The sequence below is a fragment of the Sphingomonas sp. genome (genome assembly GCF_036731925.1).
GTDB lineage: Bacteria > Pseudomonadota > Alphaproteobacteria > Sphingomonadales > Sphingomonadaceae > Sphingomonas.
The window spans coordinates 200,508-219,668 of sequence record NZ_DAINDJ010000003.1 but is presented as its reverse complement, the minus strand read 5'-3'; the positions used below and the strand labels follow the sequence as shown (position 1 = coordinate 219,668).

The following is a 19,161-nucleotide window of genomic DNA, read 5'->3' as shown; positions in this document are numbered from 1 at the left end:
GTTTGTCCGGCGAACCTGCAGAGATAATGTTCAAGCCGGCGGGTATTTCGCTGCAACATTCGATCAGCCGTGACGTTGTACGCCCCCGAACGAGGGGAAGTCATGATCGAGAGCCCAGCTTACTGTAAAAGACCGTGCGCGCGAGCACCGTGAGGCTGCGGAGGCAACGCCGCTCATCAACGTCCGCCAGAAGCACTTGCAAGCCGCGGACACCTGGGAACGGATGGCGACGCGGAAGCCTTCCCTTGACCGTCATATGGATACGCAGCCTGAAGACGGATCCTCGGAAAGGCGTTAGCCGCGCACTAGGCCGTAAACTCATAAACGGGCGCCTTCCACGGCGCGCCTGAATGTCTAAAAATGGTGGAGAGCCGACATGAGCAGCGAAGCTCGAGGTATCACGGGAACAATGCTTGCGACGCCTATGGCTTTCCGGCATCCGCAAACCGATGCCGCCGTTGTCTGCCGCTTTGCGAAAAACCGTCATTGCCACAGCATCCCTGATGACGGAGGCTCGCGATCCATGGTGGATTATCTCTGGCGCTGCTGCAGCGATCCACGGCGCGCACCCTATCACGGTTTCTGACGTGGACGTGATGGTGAGCGTTTCCGACGCACGTCGTATCTTTTCGCGTGTCGGAATCAGGAAAGCGTCCCCGTCGGATCATCCCCGCTTTCGATCCGAAGCTTTCGGCCAGTGGACGGAGTGCCCGTTGGTCGTGGAGTTCATGGCAAACTTCATGCTGCGAGAGCTGGATGGAGTCTGGCGTCCCATGAAGCCGGCGACCCGTCAGCAAATCCGCGTGGAGTCTGCCACCGTATTCGTTCCCGAGATCGGGGAATTGCGAGCAATGTTCGAAAGGTTCGGCCGCGCGAAGGATCATGAGCGTATCGCTCTTCTCGACAGATTGCCGAGGTAGAGTTTGCTTGGGCGGAAGCTGCCTATCCGCTTTCTCGTGCCGAGCCTGCCCTCGACGCCTTGCCCGATAGCACGAGCTGCATTGCTGGTGTGGCCGAGCTCGCTGCGTGCGCAGCGGGTCGAGGGACAGGCAGCTGGAGGTTAGGGGCGCAGCAGGGGCATCGCTGCGCTAGGAAGACGGCTCCGAACAACCCCTGTCGCTACGAGGATTTCGCACTCGAATGGAGGTCAAAAGCGGGAGTATTCCTAATCGGCGGGTTCCGCTGCAACATGCTCTCTTCCCACATCCTCATTTTGGATGCGGTGGTGGCGAATCTGCTCACCACCGGTCACAGGAAACGCGGCGTCAAACTCTTGCGCGCCTTTGGCATGGAAGTGAATGGCTCTACTGTCGAGAGCGCGCCTCGCCCAGCCCAGATTGAGAACGTGCTCGAGACAGGCCGATCCTAAACGGCCCGCAAGATGGTCCTTGCGTTCGCTCCAATCCAAGCAGGCTACGCACACAGTCTCGTCTACAAACAAGCGAGGGTCGATACCAAACACCGTCAAAAATGCGCGGCCTTCATCCTGAAGAACCAAGCGATCATTTTCGCGCAAAATAAATCTGCGCTGGCACAAGCTTTCAAGCATTTGGATGCCTCTGGCGCCCGCCAGGTGGTCATAGCAGCTGCGAGCAGCTCGCAAGGCGGGGTCGCGAGGCCCAGTTCGAACCCGTCGATGGCCCGTGCGTTCTGCAAGCAGCATCAAACTTTCAAGCGTATGCGCCACATCGGCGCCCGATAGGCGGACATAACGGTTGCGCCCCTGCCGTACAGAAATAAGCAATCCTGCCGTTTCGAGCTTGGTAACATGACTACTAGCCGTCGGCAGGCCGATATTGGCAGATCGCGCCAGTTCACCCACTGTCAACGCCCGACCGTCCATCAGTTGCGCCAGCATGTCGGCACGGGCTGGATCCCCGATCAAGGCGGCCACAAGAGCGAAGTTCGGACCATCCCGCATAGTTTGACGAGTAACGAACCATCTTCGCAGCTTCAATCGCTAATGGAGCTTTCCGGCAGCGAAGGGAAAGGTGGCATGATGGATGAAGCTAGCAGGTCCGCATTGAAGGCAGCTTATCACCACGCGGGAAAATGGCTGGAAGAACTCGACACCCGTCCAATTGGAGCAACGGCTACCAGGGAGGATTTGCGGACGCGGCTTGGCAGATCACTGGCGGATCAAGGCGTGCCCGCCAGCCAGGTGATCGACGAACTCGTGCGTGATACAGATGGTGGCCTGGTCGGCAGTAGTGGGAGCCGCTTCTTCGGTTGGGTCATCGGCGGTACTTTGCCCTCCGCGCTTGCGGCAGATTGGCTCGTCTCGGCGTGGGATCAAAACGCAGCGATTCATGCATGCAGCCCCGCCGAGGCGATCATTGAGGAGGCGACGGGTGCTTGGCTAAAGGATCTGTTTGGCCTTCCCTGCAACGCGGGCTTCGCCTTTGTCACAGGTACTCAGGCAGCACATGTTACTTGCCTCGCCGCAGCCCGACATCGGCTGCTGCAGCAAGCCGGATGGAACGTCGAACGCGATGGATTGACCGGCGCCCCGCTCCTGCGGGTCCTGACCGGCAGCGAGAGACACGGATCGATCGATCGCGCCTTACGCCTGCTCGGTCTCGGCACCGGCTGCATGGATGTGCTGCCTTGTGATCCGCAGGGCCGAATCGTGCGGGAAGCGCTGGAGGCGGCGCTGGACGGTTCCAGCACACCGACGATCTTGGTCTTACAGGCTGGCGATCTCAACATAGGCGCGTTCGACGCCTTCGCCGAGCTGATTCCGATAGCTAAAAGGCATGGAGCATGGGTACACGTAGACGGCGCTTTCGGCCTTTGGGTCCGTGCCTGCCCTGCCTATCGCCATCTGGCCGCGGGGGTCGAGCTGGCCGATTCATGGACGAACGACGGGCACAAATGGCTCAACACGCCATTCGACTGCGGCTATGCGATCGTCAAGGACGCCGAGGCGCAGCGCGCCGCCTTTTCATATCAGGCGAGCTATGCGCAATCGGTTGATCAGGCTCGCGACCAGCTCGAATGGAACCCGGAATGGTCTCGCCGCGGGCGCGCAGTTCCGACCTATGCCGCCTTGCGAGAATTGGGGCGGGAAGGCCTCGCTAACCTGATCGAACGAAGCTGCAACCATGCCCGAGCGCTAGTTACCGGCATCGGGGCGCTTCCTGGTGCGCAGATCGAATGGCTGCCGACGATCAATCAGGGACTAGTCCGTTTTCTCGACCCGGCAACCGGCGCAGGAGATGCCGCGCATGACCGCCGCACCGACGCCGTCATCGCCCGGGTCGCGGCGGGAGGAACAGCCTTCTTCAGCGGTACAACGTGGCGGGGAAAGCGTTGCATGCGCGTCTCCGTTTGCAACTGGCGCACCGACGCCGAAGCCATTTCGCGCTCTACTGAGGCCGTTAGGTTAGCGATGATTGATACCTAGTGGGAGCGTGAGAAGACGGAATATCAGCAGTGAGCGTCCAGCTGCCGGCTTCCCCTGCCCCGCCTCGCTCCGGTTAAGCCCGATGATCGCAAAGGCAGTTCATCCTTTGCCGTGAGGGTCAACTCGCCGCAAGGTAAAGAATACCAGCACTGCGGACAGGCAGGTTACGGCAGCCAGGACGTACAGGAGAACCGCGAAGCTCGCAGCGTATTCGTCTCTCAGCGTACCCATCGACACGCCGAGCCGGGCTGCCCCGGTAAGGTCGCCGATTGCCAAGTGCTCTGCAAGAGATGGGCGGGCCTGTTGTGGGCCAATCGCGAGCGTGTCCAGGCGCCAGCGCACGAGCGTAGCCAACCCCGCTGTCACGCTCGCGAGTGCGATCCCCTCGCCAGCGACCCTGATCGTGCCGAATACCCCTGCGGCCATACCGGCGCGATCGGGTGGTACTACCGCGATCGACAAGCCATCCATCAGCCCCCACGGCAGCCCGGCGCCCGTACCGATCAACAGCATCGCCGGCAACGGCGTCGCGCCGGACCCGGGGCCACAACCGGAGAGCCAGAGCAGCCCGAGGCTCGCCGCCAGCAGTCCGATAGCCGATATCGTGCCGGCCGAGTACCGACGCGCTGCCCATACTGCCAGCGTTGGCGCGAACATGAGCGGTGTCGAGAGCCCAAGCATCGTGATGCCCGCACAGATCTCGCTCTGGCCTCCCACACCGATGAACTGAAGCGGTAAAAGCACCAACAGAACGACAAAGCAGTAGCAAGTCGCGATCGGAAGCAACTGCACACCCAGGAATCGAGGATAAGACAGTAGGGACAGATCTAGTATGGGCGCGGCGCTGTGCCGTTCGACGTGCACAAAAAGCGCAAAGCCAAAAATTGCGGCAGCAAACAGCAATACCGCTGGCGGGCTAGTCCAACCCCAGCCGGCACCTTGAAGAATGAAAACTGTGAGGCAAACCAGCGCCAGGGTGAAGGTCGCGGCTCCCGCCCAGTCCATGGGGCCCGACGCTGCGGCGCGGGTTTCGCGCAGCGACTTCGAACCGAGCAGCAGTGCAAGCGCCGCCACTCCCGCCGGGGCTGCGAGGACCGCGCGCCAACCAGCTGCATTCATGAGCACGCCTGCAACGAGCGGCCCGAACGCCAAGCCGACCCCGAAGGTGGTACCGAGCAGGCTGAAGGCCCGCGCGCGAGACGAGCCGGAGACCTCTTGCGCCAAGGCAGCCGTCCCGCCGGCCAAGGCAGCGGCAGCCCCGACGCCTTGCGCTGCTCGCAGCAAATCGATCCACGCTAAAGTGGGGGCTAGTGTAAACATCAATGAGGCGACCGCAAACAGGCCGACGCCGACCATGAACACCCGCTTGCGGCCCCAACGGTCGGCCAGAGCGCCTGCTGTCATAAGCAAGCCGCCGAACGGCAGCATGAAGGCATTTGTAATCCACGCGAGCCCCGACAAATTGCCGCCCAGCGATCGCCCGATTGCAGGCGTTACAACTGCCCCACCGGAGAAGCTCATCGGCAGGATAAGAGCGGCTACGCACACTGCCGCCAGGGCGACATCGGTACGGGTCGAACGATGCAGCTGTGTGTTCATGCGCGGGATACCTCCTCCCCTCGCTCTAGCCGCCGCACCGACGGCGATAATCAGCCCCACTGGAAGTTGACCATATCCTTCAGCGCTCTAATCAGGTGTGATGGACAATCTGCCTCGCATCACCAGCTTCGTCCGCACTGCCGAGGCACAAAGTTTCGTCGGCGCAGCACGCGTACTCGGCCTGTCGCCGTCTGCGGTAGGTAAGAACGTTGCAAAATTAGAGGCTGCTCTGGGTGTCCGCCTTCTGCATCGCACAACTCGCAGGGTAGGCCTGACCGCCGAAGGCGCAGTTTTCCTTGAGCGCTGCCGGCGGATCATCGACGATCTGGGCGACGCGGAGATTGCGGTATCTGACACCCGCGCCCTGCCGCACGGCGTGCTGAGGGTCAGCGTCCCAACAATAGGCTATCGGTTTTTGGTGCCGCATCTGGCCGCATTTAGCGCCACCTATCCCCACGTCGAACTCGACCTGAACTGCAACGATCGGCACGTCGATCTGATCGGCGAGGGAATAGACGTAGCGATCAGGAGCGGAGAGCTCGCCGACTCCTCGCTAGTCGCGCGCACCCTTGGCACGTTCTCGTTCGTGCTATGCGCATCACCGACCTATTTAGAAGCGCACGGTACCCCAGCGTCGGTCGACGACTTGTTGATCCACTATGGCGTGCGATTTCGTAATCCCGCTTCGGGGCATCTGCAGCCTTGGCCAATTGCACCCGACCGCCATCCGCGAACGGTTCTGGCGTGTAGCAACATGGAAGGCGTGCGCGCCGCGGCGATCGAAGGCCTGGGCATGGCATACATGCCCGACTTCCTGGCGGAGGATGCGGTTCAGACTGGTAGCCTTCTCCTTCTCTTAGAGAGGGAAGTGTGCTCGCAGGGGCGGTTTTCTCTTGTGTGGCCATCGGGCCGCCTTGTATCTTCACGGCTCCGAGCGTTCATTGACTTCGCGACCACTCGATTGTTCCGGGTCGGGGCCGCAGCCTGATCAGGCTGAGCTGGCCTGCCGAGCTTTCGGTCCGAGCTTCATCGTCATACTTGAGACCAACCGCAATGCGACCACCTGCTGGAAGGCAGTTACAGCCGCCGCCTCCCGAACACTGGTTAAGATTACCCCTCAACGGCCACATTTAATCGGACGCTAGACCTTCTGTGGGTTGGGTCCAGTCAATTATTCTGCGGCGACCACCAAAAGGTTAAGCGGCAGCTTAGTAGGGCGCCAGCGGACGTCTGAGTTTGAGATGAACGATCGTCGGCTTCTGGGAAGCGGGCAGACTGGCCCGAACGGCCGAAATTGGGCGGGAGCGGACCAACGGCTTCCAACCCGCTTGCGCCCTCTTAAATCTCAGCTGACCTTATCAAGTCGCCTCGCCGAAGCGCTGCGGGCGGATCACACAAAAAAGGGCGGCCCAAATAAAGGGCCGCCCTTCCCTACGACGGTTGTGCTGGTTCAGGCAGCAGCAACAGTCGAGCTGCGACGACGACGTACAGCCGCGCCAGCCATACCGGCGCCCGCGATCATCATGCCCCAAGCTGCCGGCTCAGGTACGCCCGACGGGGGCGAGGCGAAGGTGAAGCCGCCCGAAACGGCGGCGTTTGCGCCGCCGGTCTGGGTGAAGGCGAAGGTAAGCGACGACGCACCAGCAGCATAGCCGCTGAGCGAGCCGGTCGGGGTGAAGGTCCCGAGGGCATAGAGGTTCACGACGTTGGTGTCGGTCGCGACCGAGACTACCTTACCGGCGTACGAACCGAAGGCGCTCGAGAACGACAGGCTCGAGCCTGCGGTCGCCGTCACGGGGGAAAGGTTGAAAGAGGTGAAGAACCCGATTGGCGACAGGTCGCCGCTCGTGTTGGAGACGGCGCCGATGGCGGACGAGAACGTGCTGCCGGCGCCAATCGTCGCCGTGCTGCTGGTGACGCCGAAGAGCGCGCCAGCGAAGCTGCCGTTGATGGTGGTGGCGGCCGACGCGGCGGCGGGAGCTACAACCGCTGTGGTCGCAGCGAGCAACGCGAGTACATGAGTGCGCATATGATCCCCTACTTCGTTAAAAGCCGGTTAACGCCGGCCTTGGAGCACTCTCTAGAAGCCCGCCTATTGTCAACGAAAAATGGTGCAACTGCGAGATCGGTTCACGCTAGTGTTGATAGACGTTTGATGTACCGATCTTTTTTCTAACTAACCTAAATCAGGTCACAACAACCTTCGCTTTGAGAGCAACGTTTTCATCAACGTCTTTTTCGATGGGCACGATCCAACTACCGTGGACAGCCGCGAGTTCCGCACCTATCTGGGCCTTGCCGCTCCCTCCCGCGCGCAAACGGGCCCTAATTCGACTTGGAGAAATCCTTTCGAAGGGGGCGGCACCCCTCTTCTGAGCAAACCGGCAGCTTTTAGCGCGACTTTGCGCCGGCAACAAAGCTGGACGGGATCTGCCACGGCGGAAGATGGTGGAAAGCGGACCCTATCACCTCTCGTCCGGATCAGTGTGCGCCCGCAGAAGAAAACAAGTTCATCACGAGCACTCCGCAAACTATCAAGGCCATGCCGGCGAGCGCGGCTGCATCCAGCTTCTGTCCCTGAACGACCCATGCGATTGTGGCGACCAGAACGATGCCTACCCCGGACCAGATAGCATAAGCGATGCCAGTTGGGATGGTGCGCAGAGCGAGCGACAGGCAGTAGAAGGTGCACACATAGCCTACGGTCATAATCAGCGTGGGGACAGGGCGCGTGAAGCCTTCCGACTGCTTGAGAAACGAGGTGGCGATCACTTCACCGATGATCGCGGCAGCGAGAAACATGTAATTCATGCTCTCGGCCTAAGCAGCCTGCCGCACGTAGGCAACGGCGGCAGTTGGGCGGTTTTGGTCGTTCCAAATTTTATGGGTCTACAGCCTAGGTCGCGGTCTCGCTCGTGCGACGTAATCTAGGGACAAGGTGAGCAACTAGTAGGCGACACGACGGTTCACGCCGCATGACACAGAAGCCGAACAAGAAAGCTCGCCCTCAACAGGCGCAATCCAAACGACCTTCCAAAGGATTTCTCAGAAGAAATCGTGGGCTAATTGCAGGCGCGGCGGGTGTAGCCGCCCTCGTTGGAGGTGCATACTACCAAACGCGGAAGCGGACTGATGAACCGGACAGCACATCAGCCGAGTAAGGGCTGCAAGTCCGGGATTTCCAGGCAGTGATCTCTCAACGAGCTTGAGCGGTGCTGCTCCGAAAGGAGAAGTCATGGCAGACGATAAGACGCAGGTTGGTGGCCAGGACCGCCAGCGGATCTCGCTCAGCGAGGACTACGAGGTTCGAGACTGGATGGAGTCTTTCGGGGTATCGAAGGAAAAGCTTGTCGAGGCAGTGAACGCCGTGGGCGATCGGGCTGACGACGTACGCGAGTATCTGAACCGCTAACCCGACGAGCGGTACGCATCGCGCCGAGCAGAGCTGAGGCTCGCCCGGCGCGTTTCCGCCGCCTGTCCCTCAGCGATTGAGCTCTCCGGCTCAAGGTGACGGCACATACGGGTAGGCCAAGCGCACCACTTCGGCGGCTTTCTCGATTGCCTCCACCTCCCCTGGCTTACCCTTGGGCTCAATCCGCCAATTAGATCGGGGAGCGTCGATGACGGGCAGGGCGATTACCGGCCCAATCAGCTTCAGCCAGTGCGCTTCATCCTCACCCGCCGCGCCGGCTAACAGGTGCGCAAGCAGGTTGCGGATGTCGTCTGTCGTTGTGGGCTTCGGCTCAGCCATCGGCACACCATACACTCCCCGCCTTCTTATGTCCTTAGGTTCAGATACGCTGATCGCCACGTATTGGTGTATACGCTCGCCATCGGCGCTCCCGGCATGAGCACAGCGCTGACTGACGGTCCCATCAAGGCTGCCGCTTCAATTTGGACAGCTTATGAACCAGATCGCTCTCGAACGCTCGACTGTCTCGGACGGCCAGCTACTCGCTCACGGCCTAATTTCCGGTGGCCCTATCCAGATTTCGCTCCACAGCAGCGCCAGGATGAAGCTTCTCGGCAATGGCTTGGGCGACCTCGACCCACTGGAGCCTAAGACAGAAGCGCGCATCGCGCGAGCCGCTGCGCGGATTCTCGAGGTAGATACCGTTCAGCGCGACGGGATTGTCATCACGGCGCTGGATCTGGACTAAGCATCTTTGCGATTGGCTTCGCATTGCCCGCGATCGGCGACGTCGATCGCAATGAGAAGATCATCAAAGGAGGCTGTTTCGGTCACGGGGCAGAACCTGGTGAATGTCTTGCCGAGCCGCTCCAGTTCAAGCTCTGTGAGAAGAGCCACGGCGACCACAGGTTCCTTGGTAGACATCTCGATCCCGCGCGAAAGCCACAAGCGGCGCACGTCAACAAACTAACGCGGCGTTCGATCCCCTTCATGTGAATGTTCCGCGCCGGCACGGGCAAGTCGTCTTACCGCCTGAGAACGGGAATAGGTGAGATGGTCGCATGTCCCCTCCGCCTGCACGTGGTGCAACGCAGGCGAATAACGGCTTGCTGAATGCTGCTGTCCTTACGGAACCGGCTGAGGATCTTGTCTGCCGGCACGTTGATCGTTCGCCCACAGTCGCAGACAATGCGCATATCCGCACGATCCTGCGCCCACGCCTCCAGGGTCTGGTAAGGGCCTTCGACTCTAGCGGGCATCTGGAGCGGCTCTAGCGGAGATCATGCGGGCTCACCTCCTCATAGCATCCGGCGCGCCGCAGCTGCCGCACAATGCCGTTGAACGCAGCAGTCACGCCTTGGGACCGCCCGATCTCGTTCTCCTGCCCCGCGGCATCCCAGTAGCAGGTCAGCGGCCACTTCTCAGGGCAATGGGGCAGCAGGCATCGCAGCGCCAAGCGGATCTCCGGCAGATCTACGCGCGAGTTCGCGCACCTGGTCACGCCGCTTCTAAGGATATGCACCGACAGCGCGATAACGACGCGCTGATGCCTGGCGAGCTTCGCCATCGATCAATGGAAGTCATGCGACTTGAACCGCACCACTTCCTCCGGATCCATGCCGTCCGCATGTGGAGGCCAATACTGGTTGCGAGGCTCGGGGCTCCATCCCTTGTCACCGCGATCAGGCGCGCCGGGATGCCGGCCCTCGTCGCCGCGTCCTGTGCGATGGGGGAATGACATTTCGCCAACCCGGTGTAGAAGATCCCCGTGGTCGATGATGCGGTCGCAGATGATGTGAATCACATCACCTTCCTTCTGCACCCTGCCCTTTAGACCCACCATTGACGCCGACATAATGGTGCGGCGTTGGGCCTCGAAACGGTCGGGCCAGAGGATTCCGTTAGCGATATTGGTTTCGTCTTCGATTGTTATGAACAAGACCCCCTTCGCCGAACCTGGCTTCTGGCGGACTAGGACAATGCCGGCGACCTCGACGTGACGGCCGTCGCGAATGTTCGCGAGATCCGCGCATTTTGTGACGCCCCGCCGGCGCAATTCGTCGCGCACGAAGGTCAGCGGGTGTGCGCGGAGGGAGAGCTGCAGCGAGCGATAATCCTCGATCACCTCCCGCCCGTCGGTGAGCGGCCGTAGGGCCACGTCGGGCTCCAGTCCTTCCGCGCTGAAGCGCTCGGCCGCGCGATCGGCAGCGGCAAAGAGCGGCAGTGGTGCCTCGCCCAGCCCCCTCACCTTCCAAAGGCCCTGACGGCGATCGGCGCCGAAGGCGTGGAAAGCGTCACCCTCCGCCAGCTTCTCGATCGAGGCGCGCTGCACGCCTGATCGCCGCCAGACCTCCTCGACGCTGGTGAAAGGCACCGCTCCGCGCGCCGCTACGATCTTCGCGCCATCGGCATTGGACAGTCCGCGGATCTGGCGCAGGCCGAGGCGCACTGCGAGATAGCGGCCTCCGGTCTTCTCCAGCGTGCAGTCCCAGCGGCTCGCGTTGATGCATGGCGGCCGAACCTCAACGCCGTGCTCGCGCGCATCCCGCACGATCTGCGCTGGGGCGTAGAAGCCCATGGGCTGCGCATTCATTAGTGCCGCGCAGAACACATCCGGGTGATGGTGCTTCATCCACGCCGAAGCGTAGGAGACCTTCGCGAACGACGCCGCGTGGCTCTCGGGAAAACCATAAGAGCCAAAGCCCTCGAGCTGACGGAACGTCCGCTCAGCGAACTCGCGCGGGTAGCCCCGCTCGACCATGCCATCGATCAGCTTCTCGCTGAAGTGCGACACGCCGCCGGTGAACTTGAAGGTCGCCATTGCGCGGCGCAGCTGGTCGGCCTCGGCCGCCGTGAAGCCGGCGCCGACGATCGCCACGCGCATCGCCTGTTCCTGGAACAGCGGTACGCCGAGCGTCTTCTCCAGCACCGCGCGCAGCTCGGGGCGCGGATACTCCGGCTTCTCCAGTCCTTCGCGCCGGCGCAGATAGGGATGCACCATGTCGCCCTGGATAGGACCTGGCCGCACGATCGCCACCTGAATGACCAGATCGTAGAAGCGCTGCGGCTTCATCCGTGGGAGCATCGACATCTGCGCGCGGGATTCGATCTGGAAGGTGCCGAGGGTGTCCGCCTTCTGGATCATGGCGAACACTGCAGGATCATCCTCCTGCAGATCCTTCATCTCGACGTGCAGCCCCTTCTCCGCCTCGAGCAGGTTGAAGGCGCGGTTCATGCAGCCGAGCATGCCCAGACCTAAAATGTCCACCTTCATGAACTTGAGTGCGTCGATGTCGTCTTTGTCCCATTCGATGATCTGGCGATCCTCCATGGCCGCAGGCTCAATCGGCACCAGATCATCGAGACGATCATGGGTCAGGACGAAGCCACCCGGGTGCTGGCTCATGTGCCGCGGCACGCCGATTAGCTTTCGCGCGAGCTCGAGCGTCAGCCGCAGCCGCCGATCGCCGATATCGAGGTTCAGCTCCTCGACCTGCTTCTCTCCCACGCCTTCGGCCGACCAGCCCCAGACCAGGCCCGCGAGCGAGGAGGTGAGGTCCTCCGGCAAGCCCAGCGCCTTGCCGACGTCGCGCACGGCGCCGCGCGCGCGGTAGCGGGTGACTACGGCAGTCAGGGCGGACCGATCACGGCCATAGGTCTCGTAGATCCACTGGATGATCTCCTCGCGCCGCTCATGCTCGAAGTCGACGTCGATATCCGGCGGCTCTCGCCGCTCGCCGGAGACGAAGCGCTCGAACAGCAGCTCGTGCTTGATTGGATCGATCGAGGTGACGCCGAGCACGAAGCAGACGCAGGAGTTGGCGGCCGAGCCCCGGCCCTGGCAGAGGATGCCCCGCCGGCGGGCCTCGCGGACAATCGCGTAAACCGTCAGGAAGTAGGGCGCGTAGCCCAACTCCTCGATCAGCTTCATCTCGTGCGCGATCTGGTCGGTATAGGCCTGCGGCACGTCGCCGTTGAACATCTGGTTCACAGCATCGGTGGCCAGCTGCTGGAGCGCCTCCTGAGCGGTGAGGCCGTCGATCAGCCGCTCATGCGGGTACTGGTAGGCCAGCTCGCCCAAGTCAAAGGTGCAGGCGTTCGCGATATCCACGCTGGCCTGCAGCGCATCTGGGTACGCGCGGAAGCGTCGGACCATCTCGTCGGGCGTCTTCAGCGCGCGATCGGCATTCACCTCGCGGCGATAACCCAGCTCATCTACCGTGCATTTTTCGCGCACGGCCGTCACCACGTCCTGCAGCAAGCGAGCGTCGGGGGCATGGTAGAGCACGTCGCCGGTCACCACGGCGCGCACGCCGGCGCCGCCCGCCTGCCTGGCAAGTGCATCGATCCGCACCGCGTCCCCGGGGCGCCGGCGCTGGAACAGCGCCATGTAGCCGCGGCGGCCGTAGACTGCCTTCAGATCTCGGAGAGCGGCGAGGTTCTCCTCGTCCGCTTCGTGCGGGAGCAGGACGGCAATGGTGCCTTCGGACCATGGCCCGAGGTCGTGCCAGTGGAGAAGGCAACCGCCCTTCCCTGCCCGCTTCTTGCCGACGGTCAGCAGCCGCGTGATGCGAGACCAGGCAGGGCGGTCGGTCGGGTAGAGAAGCAGCCGGCGGCCGCAGGACAGGTCCACGCGCGTGCCCGCGATCGAGCGAACCCCCGTCGCCTTCTGCGCCTCCCATGCTCGCACCACGCCGGCAACGGTGCCGATGTCGCTGATGCCGATCGCCGGGTAGCCAAGCAGCGCCGCGGCGGCGAACAGCTCGTCGGGGCTCGACGCACCGCGCAGCAGTGAGAAGTGGGTGAGCACCTGCAGCTCGACATAGTGGCTCATCCGAACACACCATGGATCCACCAGGACAGATCCCCGGTGTTGTCGTGGAAGCCGTCACCGCGGCGGAAGACCCAGTAGCGACCGCCATCCTCATCCTCGACACGGTAATAGTCGCGCACCGCCCAAGTCTCCGCATCGCGGCGCCACCACTCGCCGTGAACGCGCTCGGGCCCATCGCCGCCGATGATCGTATAGCGCTTGCCGCGCCACTCGAACCGGCGCGGAGGCTGGTCCGGCAGCAGCGCCAGCACGTTGAAGAGCGGTTCGGGCCGCGCGAACAGGCGGATCGGACGCCGCCATCCCGGCCACTCCCCCGGCTGCTCGTTAGCATCGACCTGCGCAGCCGCCCGCTCAGGCACATGGCTCTCGACCGGTGCTATGCGGAAAACCGAGCTGGGACCGATCCTGCCGGCGATGACGTCCACGAGGCGCGAAGGGTCGCGGACCATCGTGTCCCCAGCGAGCACCGCGCCCAGGTCGACGGCATCGAGCGGCTCCGTGTGCGGAGCGACAAGCCAGAACTGTTCGAGCCCCATGCCGGGTTCGATCCGATCGATGCGGAGCTTCAGCAGGCGGAGAAGGTGTGAAACCTCCCGCGTGGGCCGGGACGTGCCGATCGCGACCACCTGCTCGCCGCCGTCGACGCGGAGACCCGTCAGCCGCAGCGATCGGGCCCCGAGCCCCCGCTCCTGCAGCACCTGAGCCAGGTCGCCCAGCAGATCGCCCATCACCTGCTCGATTGCCTCGGCCGTGCCGATCGGCTCCAGCAGGCGGCGCTCTACAAAGGGCACCTCCGCGTCTTCGCGGGGGGTGATGGGCTCAGCCACGGCGCCGAGCGCCTGATCGAGGCGCGTGATCGCCGGCAGACCGATGCGACGAGCGAGCGGCCCCCGAGCTACGGGCAGAAGATCCGCAACCCGCTCGAAGCCGAACTTCCGAGCTGCAGCCTGTGCAGTCGCGGATAGGCGCAGCGCTGCGATCGGTAGTGGCGCCAGCGCGTCGGCCGTCCTGCCAGGCTCAACCCGAGTGAGATCGTCTCTGCCGAAGCGAGCCAGCGCATGCGCGGCGCCGAGGGTCTCTGCCACGGCTACGCGGGCTGTGAAGCCGGCGCGGCGGCAGAACGCCAGCAACCGCCTGCAGAAGCGTTCCTCGCCGCCGTGCAGGTGGTCGCAACCGGTCAGATCAATCCAGAGGCCGTCCGTCGGCGTCACGGCCGCTGTGGGCGACCAGCGCCGCACGGCGAGCAGCGCTAGCCGATCGAGAAGTGCGGCATCCGCCTCCGGCTCTGCAGGGCGAAAGTCGAGATCAGACACAAGTGCGCGTGCATGGGTGGCAGCCATGCCAGTTTGGATACCGAGCGCGCGGGCACCGGGGCATGCAGCCACCACCTCCTCGCGTCGGCCGACTTTTCCGATCAGTGCGAGCGGCGGATTGGATGTGCTTTCAATATGAAAACGCAATCCTTCCGCGGTGCTCTCGGTACGCGGAGCCTTGTAGGGGTGGCTCGCAGGCTCCGATCGCCGCCCGAGCTCTCGCATCGGCGGTTGTGCGTGCGCCGGCAGTGCCTCGATCTGCGCTTGGACATCCTCGCGCGAGGGCGCAGCGTCGCGCGCCCAGCGGGCACCAGGTCGCCACCCGCCGCGTCGTGGCACGGAGCAGGCGCCGGGATCGTCGTCTACAGGCAGCTGAAGCGGCGGCCGTTCAGGCGGCCGCGATGCGGGCCGTTCCAACCGTCTCAGCCGCTCGATGGCCAAGTTCGGCAGGAACAGCGAGACGACCCGTCTCATCGCTACCCTCCACAATAAGGGAGAAGGATGCCCCACCACGTTGCCGCGCCAGCTCGACCGACCACCGCGGCCGCCCCACGCCGGCGACGCTCAGCCGCTCGGACGGGGCAGCGCCGATGCGCCACCGTGTCCATGCAGCCGACGGCTCGTCGAGCGGATCCTGGTCGCGCCCGCGCCGGCGGCGCAGCAGCAGCACCGGCATGTCTGCCTCGGCCGCGACCAGCTGCAGGCGTCGCGTCGCGACCATCGACACCCGGGTTGCCTCGGCCACGACCACAGACGGGGTGCCGTCCCGCACCGCGTCCTCGATGACGGCCAAGAGCGCGGCGTCGTCTCGCGGCTGCGCATAGATCACGCTGGAAGACGGCAGGCCTGCTTGGGCCAGGCCTGGCGCGTATAAGTCGCTGCGGCAGCTCGCCCACAGCACAGGGCCACCCGCCTCCGCGGCCTCGCGCGCGGCGATGCCGGCGAGGAACAGCGTGGTGGCAGCATCGTCGACCATGGCGACGCTACGCGCTGACGCTTCGTGAAGGGCGCCGGCGCGCAGCCCCCCTGCCCCGAGCCGACTGTCGATCGCGTCCACGCCGAACGGCAGCACCCGGTAATCGGTCGCGGGGGTCGCGATCGTGCGGAGGTGCGCTATGCTGGGCGCGAGGGACTCGAGGGCGGCGGACATCGTGTTCTAAGACTCTACTCGTTCCCTTTATGTTCCTTTGCGGGGCCCGATTGGTCAAGGCGGGGGAACACGTAGCTGTGGATTGATGGAACGGAAACGGAACGGGCGGGCACTTCCGCGACCTGTTGCGCAGGCGGATCTGAGTGGTAGCGTGAGGCCATGTGCAATCGAGCCCGCTACAGCGGTGAACCGGAAACGCTTTTCGGAGCGACCAGCAAGCTGTTTTCCGAGCGCCCCCGTGAGAACACCTTCAACCCCGTCGAGCTCAGACCGAGGTCGCGGAACTACGTGATTCGCGAGGAAGGCGGCCAGCGCGCTTGGGACGTGATGACGTGGGACGTCCTGGGAGGTCAGGCGGCTTTCCCGATGACGAACGTCAGAAACCTCAAACTGCCCCAATGGCGCCGGCTCGCAGAAAAGCCGGAGAACCGCTGCATTGTGCCTCTCACCGCGTTCGCAGAATTCACCCCTGAGCGGCACGACCTGGGCGACGGCAAGAAGCCGCTAAAGGGTGAGATGTGGTTCACCGTCATCGACCAGTCTACATTCGCCGTCGCTGGTTTCTGGCAGAGAACAGCTGTGGGTCCTGGGTTCACGATGGTGAGGTGCGACGCAAATGAGCTCGTCGAGCCTATCCATCCCAAGGCGATGATAACGATCCTCGAACCTGCAGATGTGGATCGGTGGCTGACCGGCACCTATGAAGAAATTGTAGAGCTGCAGAGGCCGTATGATGCGTCGAAAATGGCCGTTCGAGGGCCTGTCTTCCCAACGAGGGGAGTGTGCTGAATGCGCGAGCTCGCAGAGACCAATGCGAGGAAGAAGGAGGCGGCTGAAGATGCGCTTTGGATCGCGGAGCGTTTGACGGCCCTGTGCCTCGCCGACTTTAGCGGGAGTGAATGGATGGCAAAGGCGCGCGTTTTCGCCTTCACTAGCAGTGCCGATGGGTTGCGAGCCCGTGACGCACTCCAGCCCTTCATTGACCGTGACGAGTTGTCCGCCTATATCGGTGGAGCAGATTGAGTCTATGAAATCATCTCCAAGGGCGTGTCGTGCCAGCGACACGCCCTTTCTGCGTATTGGGGGCAGGCCTGCCAGAGCCTGCCCCCGCACCCGCTACTTACGGGCTGCCTCGATGATCTTAATCACGAGGCCCGCGAAGGCGATGCAGAGCATCGCGATCGCGATTGCAGATTGTGTGTCTATGAAAATCACCTCCATTCTGCGGCCAGGTCGGCCGCAGCGACGGAATGGCGTTTTGCTGAGCAAAGCGGAAGCCGATTTCGATAGCGGTCACCGTTCCTTGGCTGACCTGATGGCGCCGGAGCGCGACGGCCGTAGGCCTGATGGGCCTTGCGGTCCTTCGGCCTTATACCGCATGCGGCGCTGGCCGCGGCGAATGAGGCCGCGACGCTGCTCACCGTCGTCTCGATGTCTGCGCTCCGGCGAGGCGTCGATGTCCGCACGGTGGCCCACGCCGGCGGGCGCGTGAGCACCGCGGTAGTCCTCTCCCTCCTCGTCGTGGGGGCAATCAGCCTCGGCGTCATCCGTCTGCTGGGGCTTGTCCGACCCGGTGCGCCGCTCGCTGCCTCATGAAAATCGAGGGCCTCATGAAGCCCTCCCGTACGCAAATCCGCAGTGGCTGCCACGGTCTAGGCCGAATGCTCCCGTCCCTGAGCATGCACGCCACGACCCTCGGGGTTGGTGGCGCCTTCGGGGCAGCAATCAACTCCATCCGCGCGGGTACGGTTTGCGCTTCAACCCGTGATCACCGCCCAACCCTGGAGCTGCAAGTTAGCAAGCGTGACCATCGCGGCTAGGTCAACGATCACGCCTTCCGCCACGTCGCCGCGGGCGATCTTCTGGTTGGCGAGCGCATAGCTGCAGATGTGGATCGATACCCCTGCTCTGCGCAGCGCAGCAATCAAGGCTGTATTCGGGTTATCACGACCGAATCTCACCCGATGAGCGCCATCCTTCAGTATCGACGCCGTTGCAGGACCATGGATAACAATCTCGATGTCACCCGGCGCAGGGCGAACGCCCGCTCTACCGAGGAGGTTGACGAAGCGAGCGACGCGATCGAGCGCAGGATTCACCTGTGCAGCGTCTCCCGCAGCTCGAGTGACCTCGAACGCCACGCGGTAGTGAAGCGACGGGTCAGGGAGGTTGGAGACCTCCTCCTGCGGAATAAGCGCACCGTAGCCTGGCACGACAAGGGGATCCTCCGCGAGTGCGGGTGTCTGCGCAAGCAGCACCACGCCCGTGGAGCACAACGCTGCGGCGCGAGCGATCTTGATCAGGCGCATTCTGGATTCTCCGTCGGGTGGGTAGTTGTCGCAGCGGGTGTCAAACGCACCAGGAGTTCCTGTACGGCGCGGTTGGCGGCAGCCACGGCACCAGCCAAATAGCCGCTATTGATCGGGCTGGTCTCGCTCCCAGCGAGAGTCACTCGGGTGCGCCAACGGTCACTGACCCAAGGTTCCTCATGGGACGTCGGATGACCGGCGGAGATTGGGTCTTCGGCAGTTGCGGTAAGGGGATCCGCAGCCCAGTCCTTGAGCAAGAGCGCGCGGGCTGCGCGAGCTTCCTCGCCGAACAGCCGAACGAGTTGATCAAGGCAGGCGCGCTTGAGCGCCGCTTCGCCGGCGAGCGCTCGCCGATCGGCAGGCACCCCGACAAAACCAAACAGAGCGGCCTTTCCCTCGGCCGTTGAAGCGTCATGGATCTCGGCCAAGGGGCCCACCGCGCTCTGTGCGTCGCCCGACAGGCCCGCATGACGCCAAAATGGCCGGTCGTAAAGTGCAACGAACTTCGCATGCGGCGCCATCCACGTCGGTGTCTCTCGCCAGCGGCGCGCCACGGAAGGATCGAGTGGCGGTTCGAACTGAACCGCATTCGCGAGAAGACGCGGCGGGACGGTGACAATCACGTGCTCAGCGCACAAACTCGTGTGCCCACCACCCCGCGCCAGCCCAAGCTCGATGCCATCAGACGCAAGACGAAGCGCACGAACCCGGGTGCCGAGCATCAATGTTCCAGGCTGCAATCGGGGGAGCAAGGCTCGCACCAACGCCCCCGTGCCGCCGACCAGCCGCATGGGGGCAGGCACTTGCGCATAACCGGAAAAGCGCTGGGGTACTTGGCCCGCAGCCCGCTCGAACAGCATGTCGCCTTCGGCATATTGCTGGAAAGCGCTGAGGCCCAGCTCGTCCACCAGTGCCGCCATGGGTGGCTGAATGGTCGGCCAGTACCAGGAGGGGCCAAGATCGTAGGGGCCATCCGCCGCCTGGTTCTCGCCGACGGAGAGAATTCGGCCACCGACGCGGTTTCGCGCCTCGATCAGTACATGGTCGATACCGGCCTCCGCCAGCAGATGGGCAGCCTGCAGTCCTGATAGGCCAGCGCCGATCACGGCGACGGTTTTGCACAAGATGTCCGGCACGG

At 63.4% G+C, this 19,161-nt stretch carries 19 protein-coding genes; 7 read left to right on the top strand and 12 right to left on the bottom strand.

The window, feature by feature from the left end; translation table 11 throughout:
- Positions 1 to 413: 413 nt before the first annotated feature.
- Positions 414 to 920, top strand: a complete 507-nt coding sequence (locus tag V7E00_RS18235; protein ID WP_333574071.1) for a hypothetical protein — start codon at positions 414 to 416, stop codon at positions 918 to 920.
- A 245-nt stretch (positions 921 to 1,165) separates the two neighbouring features.
- Here the strand turns inward: V7E00_RS18235 and V7E00_RS18230 are convergent, their stop codons facing one another.
- Positions 1,166 to 1,894 (bottom strand): ArsR/SmtB family transcription factor, encoded by a 729-nt coding sequence (locus V7E00_RS18230; RefSeq protein ID WP_333574070.1) that lies wholly within the window; start codon positions 1,892 to 1,894, stop codon positions 1,166 to 1,168.
- A 102-nt stretch (positions 1,895 to 1,996) separates the two neighbouring features.
- On the opposite strand from V7E00_RS18230, the gene V7E00_RS18225 reads away from it, so the two are divergent.
- Positions 1,997 to 3,406 (top strand): pyridoxal phosphate-dependent decarboxylase family protein, encoded by a 1,410-nt coding sequence (locus V7E00_RS18225; RefSeq protein WP_333574069.1) that lies wholly within the window; start codon positions 1,997 to 1,999, stop codon positions 3,404 to 3,406.
- A 99-nt stretch (positions 3,407 to 3,505) separates the two neighbouring features.
- On the opposite strand, the gene V7E00_RS18220 is transcribed toward V7E00_RS18225, so the two are convergent.
- Positions 3,506 to 5,005 carry an MFS transporter gene (locus tag V7E00_RS18220; protein ID WP_333574068.1) on the bottom strand — a complete coding sequence of 500 codons (1,500 nt, stop codon included), beginning with the start codon at positions 5,003 to 5,005 and terminating at the stop codon, positions 3,506 to 3,508.
- Between the two features lie 100 nt (positions 5,006 to 5,105).
- Between V7E00_RS18220 and V7E00_RS18215 the strand changes: the two genes are divergently transcribed.
- On the top strand, positions 5,106 to 5,993 hold the full coding sequence (locus V7E00_RS18215) for a LysR family transcriptional regulator (RefSeq protein ID WP_333574067.1): 888 nt from the start codon (positions 5,106 to 5,108) through the stop codon (positions 5,991 to 5,993).
- A 462-nt stretch (positions 5,994 to 6,455) separates the two neighbouring features.
- Here V7E00_RS18215 and V7E00_RS18210 read toward each other — a convergent pair whose 3' ends face one another.
- Positions 6,456 to 7,034 (bottom strand): PEPxxWA-CTERM sorting domain-containing protein, encoded by a 579-nt coding sequence (locus V7E00_RS18210; RefSeq protein WP_333574066.1) that lies wholly within the window; start codon positions 7,032 to 7,034, stop codon positions 6,456 to 6,458.
- Positions 7,035 to 7,486: 452 nt separating this feature from the next.
- On the bottom strand, positions 7,487 to 7,816 hold the full coding sequence (locus V7E00_RS18205) for a DMT family transporter (RefSeq protein ID WP_333574065.1): 330 nt from the start codon (positions 7,814 to 7,816) through the stop codon (positions 7,487 to 7,489).
- A 424-nt stretch (positions 7,817 to 8,240) separates the two neighbouring features.
- Here V7E00_RS18205 and V7E00_RS18200 point away from each other — a divergent pair, with 424 nt between their 5' ends.
- The gene (locus V7E00_RS18200; protein ID WP_121079690.1) at positions 8,241 to 8,417 is read left to right on the top strand and encodes a DUF3606 domain-containing protein; all 177 of its coding nucleotides are present in this window, start codon (positions 8,241 to 8,243) and stop codon (positions 8,415 to 8,417) included.
- A 90-nt stretch (positions 8,418 to 8,507) separates the two neighbouring features.
- On the opposite strand, the gene V7E00_RS18195 is transcribed toward V7E00_RS18200, so the two are convergent.
- Complete coding sequence (locus tag V7E00_RS18195; RefSeq protein ID WP_333574064.1) at positions 8,508 to 8,756, bottom strand: hypothetical protein; 249 nt, start codon at positions 8,754 to 8,756, stop codon at positions 8,508 to 8,510.
- 154 nt (positions 8,757 to 8,910) lie between these two features.
- Between V7E00_RS18195 and V7E00_RS18190 the strand changes: the two genes are divergently transcribed.
- Positions 8,911 to 9,165 (top strand): hypothetical protein, encoded by a 255-nt coding sequence (locus tag V7E00_RS18190; RefSeq protein ID WP_333574063.1) that lies wholly within the window; start codon positions 8,911 to 8,913, stop codon positions 9,163 to 9,165.
- Here the strand turns inward: V7E00_RS18190 and V7E00_RS18185 are convergent.
- The 5 genes from V7E00_RS18185 to V7E00_RS18165 all read right to left on the bottom strand — a co-directional run bounded on the left by V7E00_RS18185 (position 9,162) and on the right by V7E00_RS18165 (position 15,714).
- Positions 9,162 to 9,374 carry a hypothetical protein gene (locus V7E00_RS18185; protein WP_333574062.1) on the bottom strand — a complete coding sequence of 71 codons (213 nt, stop codon included), beginning with the start codon at positions 9,372 to 9,374 and terminating at the stop codon, positions 9,162 to 9,164. The two genes, V7E00_RS18190 and V7E00_RS18185, sit on opposite strands and share 4 nt — an antisense overlap.
- A 313-nt stretch (positions 9,375 to 9,687) precedes the next feature.
- Positions 9,688 to 9,984 (bottom strand): hypothetical protein, encoded by a 297-nt coding sequence (locus tag V7E00_RS18180; protein ID WP_333574061.1) that lies wholly within the window; start codon positions 9,982 to 9,984, stop codon positions 9,688 to 9,690.
- A gap of 3 nt (positions 9,985 to 9,987) precedes the next feature.
- Complete coding sequence (locus V7E00_RS18175) at positions 9,988 to 13,251, bottom strand: error-prone DNA polymerase (protein ID WP_333574060.1); 3,264 nt, start codon at positions 13,249 to 13,251, stop codon at positions 9,988 to 9,990.
- Positions 13,248 to 14,789: a Y-family DNA polymerase gene (locus tag V7E00_RS18170; RefSeq protein WP_333574164.1), complete on the bottom strand. Its 1,542-nt coding sequence runs from the start codon at positions 14,787 to 14,789 to the stop codon at positions 13,248 to 13,250. The genes V7E00_RS18175 and V7E00_RS18170 overlap by 4 nt, the downstream gene beginning before the upstream one ends.
- A gap of 163 nt (positions 14,790 to 14,952) precedes the next feature.
- A complete protein-coding gene (locus tag V7E00_RS18165) occupies positions 14,953 to 15,714 on the bottom strand; it encodes an ImuA family protein (protein WP_333574059.1) in 762 nt (253 codons plus the stop codon).
- A gap of 159 nt (positions 15,715 to 15,873) precedes the next feature.
- Here V7E00_RS18165 and V7E00_RS18160 point away from each other — a divergent pair, with 159 nt between their 5' ends.
- On the top strand, positions 15,874 to 16,503 hold the full coding sequence (locus V7E00_RS18160; protein WP_333574058.1) for an SOS response-associated peptidase family protein: 630 nt from the start codon (positions 15,874 to 15,876) through the stop codon (positions 16,501 to 16,503).
- On the top strand, positions 16,504 to 16,737 hold the full coding sequence (locus tag V7E00_RS18155; protein WP_333574057.1) for a hypothetical protein: 234 nt from the start codon (positions 16,504 to 16,506) through the stop codon (positions 16,735 to 16,737).
- A 734-nt stretch (positions 16,738 to 17,471) separates the two neighbouring features.
- On the opposite strand, the gene V7E00_RS18150 is transcribed toward V7E00_RS18155, so the two are convergent.
- Together V7E00_RS18150 and V7E00_RS18145 are read right to left on the bottom strand one after the other, a co-directional pair.
- Positions 17,472 to 18,023, bottom strand: a complete 552-nt coding sequence (locus tag V7E00_RS18150) for a DsrE family protein (protein WP_333574056.1) — start codon at positions 18,021 to 18,023, stop codon at positions 17,472 to 17,474.
- Complete coding sequence (locus tag V7E00_RS18145; protein WP_333574055.1) at positions 18,014 to 19,159, bottom strand: flavin monoamine oxidase family protein; 1,146 nt, start codon at positions 19,157 to 19,159, stop codon at positions 18,014 to 18,016. Before V7E00_RS18145 ends, V7E00_RS18150 begins: the two co-directional genes overlap by 10 nt.
- Between the last annotated feature and the right edge of the window lie 2 nt (positions 19,160 to 19,161).

Excerpts from the sequence above, each read along its gene's own strand:
- V7E00_RS18205 (WP_333574065.1), bottom strand. The coding sequence starts at position 7,816 with ATGAATTACATGTTTCTCGCTGCCGCGATCATCGGTGAAGTGATCGCC.
- V7E00_RS18190 (WP_333574063.1), top strand. The coding sequence starts at position 8,911 with ATGAACCAGATCGCTCTCGAACGCTCGACTGTCTCGGACGGCCAGCTA.
- V7E00_RS18215 (WP_333574067.1), top strand. The coding sequence starts at position 5,106 with ATGGACAATCTGCCTCGCATCACCAGCTTCGTCCGCACTGCCGAGGCA.
- V7E00_RS18180 (WP_333574061.1), bottom strand. The coding sequence starts at position 9,984 with ATGGCGAAGCTCGCCAGGCATCAGCGCGTCGTTATCGCGCTGTCGGTG.
- V7E00_RS18165 (WP_333574059.1), bottom strand. The coding sequence starts at position 15,714 with ATGTCCGCCGCCCTCGAGTCCCTCGCGCCCAGCATAGCGCACCTCCGC.
- V7E00_RS18220 (WP_333574068.1), bottom strand. The coding sequence starts at position 5,005 with ATGAACACACAGCTGCATCGTTCGACCCGTACCGATGTCGCCCTGGCG.
- V7E00_RS18150 (WP_333574056.1), bottom strand. The coding sequence starts at position 18,023 with ATGCGCCTGATCAAGATCGCTCGCGCCGCAGCGTTGTGCTCCACGGGC.
- V7E00_RS18195 (WP_333574064.1), bottom strand. The coding sequence starts at position 8,756 with ATGGCTGAGCCGAAGCCCACAACGACAGACGACATCCGCAACCTGCTT.
- V7E00_RS18160 (WP_333574058.1), top strand. The coding sequence starts at position 15,874 with ATGTGCAATCGAGCCCGCTACAGCGGTGAACCGGAAACGCTTTTCGGA.
- V7E00_RS18200 (WP_121079690.1), top strand. The coding sequence starts at position 8,241 with ATGGCAGACGATAAGACGCAGGTTGGTGGCCAGGACCGCCAGCGGATC.
- V7E00_RS18155 (WP_333574057.1), top strand. The coding sequence starts at position 16,504 with ATGCGCGAGCTCGCAGAGACCAATGCGAGGAAGAAGGAGGCGGCTGAA.
- V7E00_RS18170 (WP_333574164.1), bottom strand. The coding sequence starts at position 14,789 with ATGCGAGAGCTCGGGCGGCGATCGGAGCCTGCGAGCCACCCCTACAAG.
- V7E00_RS18175 (WP_333574060.1), bottom strand. The coding sequence starts at position 13,251 with ATGAGCCACTATGTCGAGCTGCAGGTGCTCACCCACTTCTCACTGCTG.
- V7E00_RS18210 (WP_333574066.1), bottom strand. The coding sequence starts at position 7,034 with ATGCGCACTCATGTACTCGCGTTGCTCGCTGCGACCACAGCGGTTGTA.
- V7E00_RS18225 (WP_333574069.1), top strand. The coding sequence starts at position 1,997 with ATGATGGATGAAGCTAGCAGGTCCGCATTGAAGGCAGCTTATCACCAC.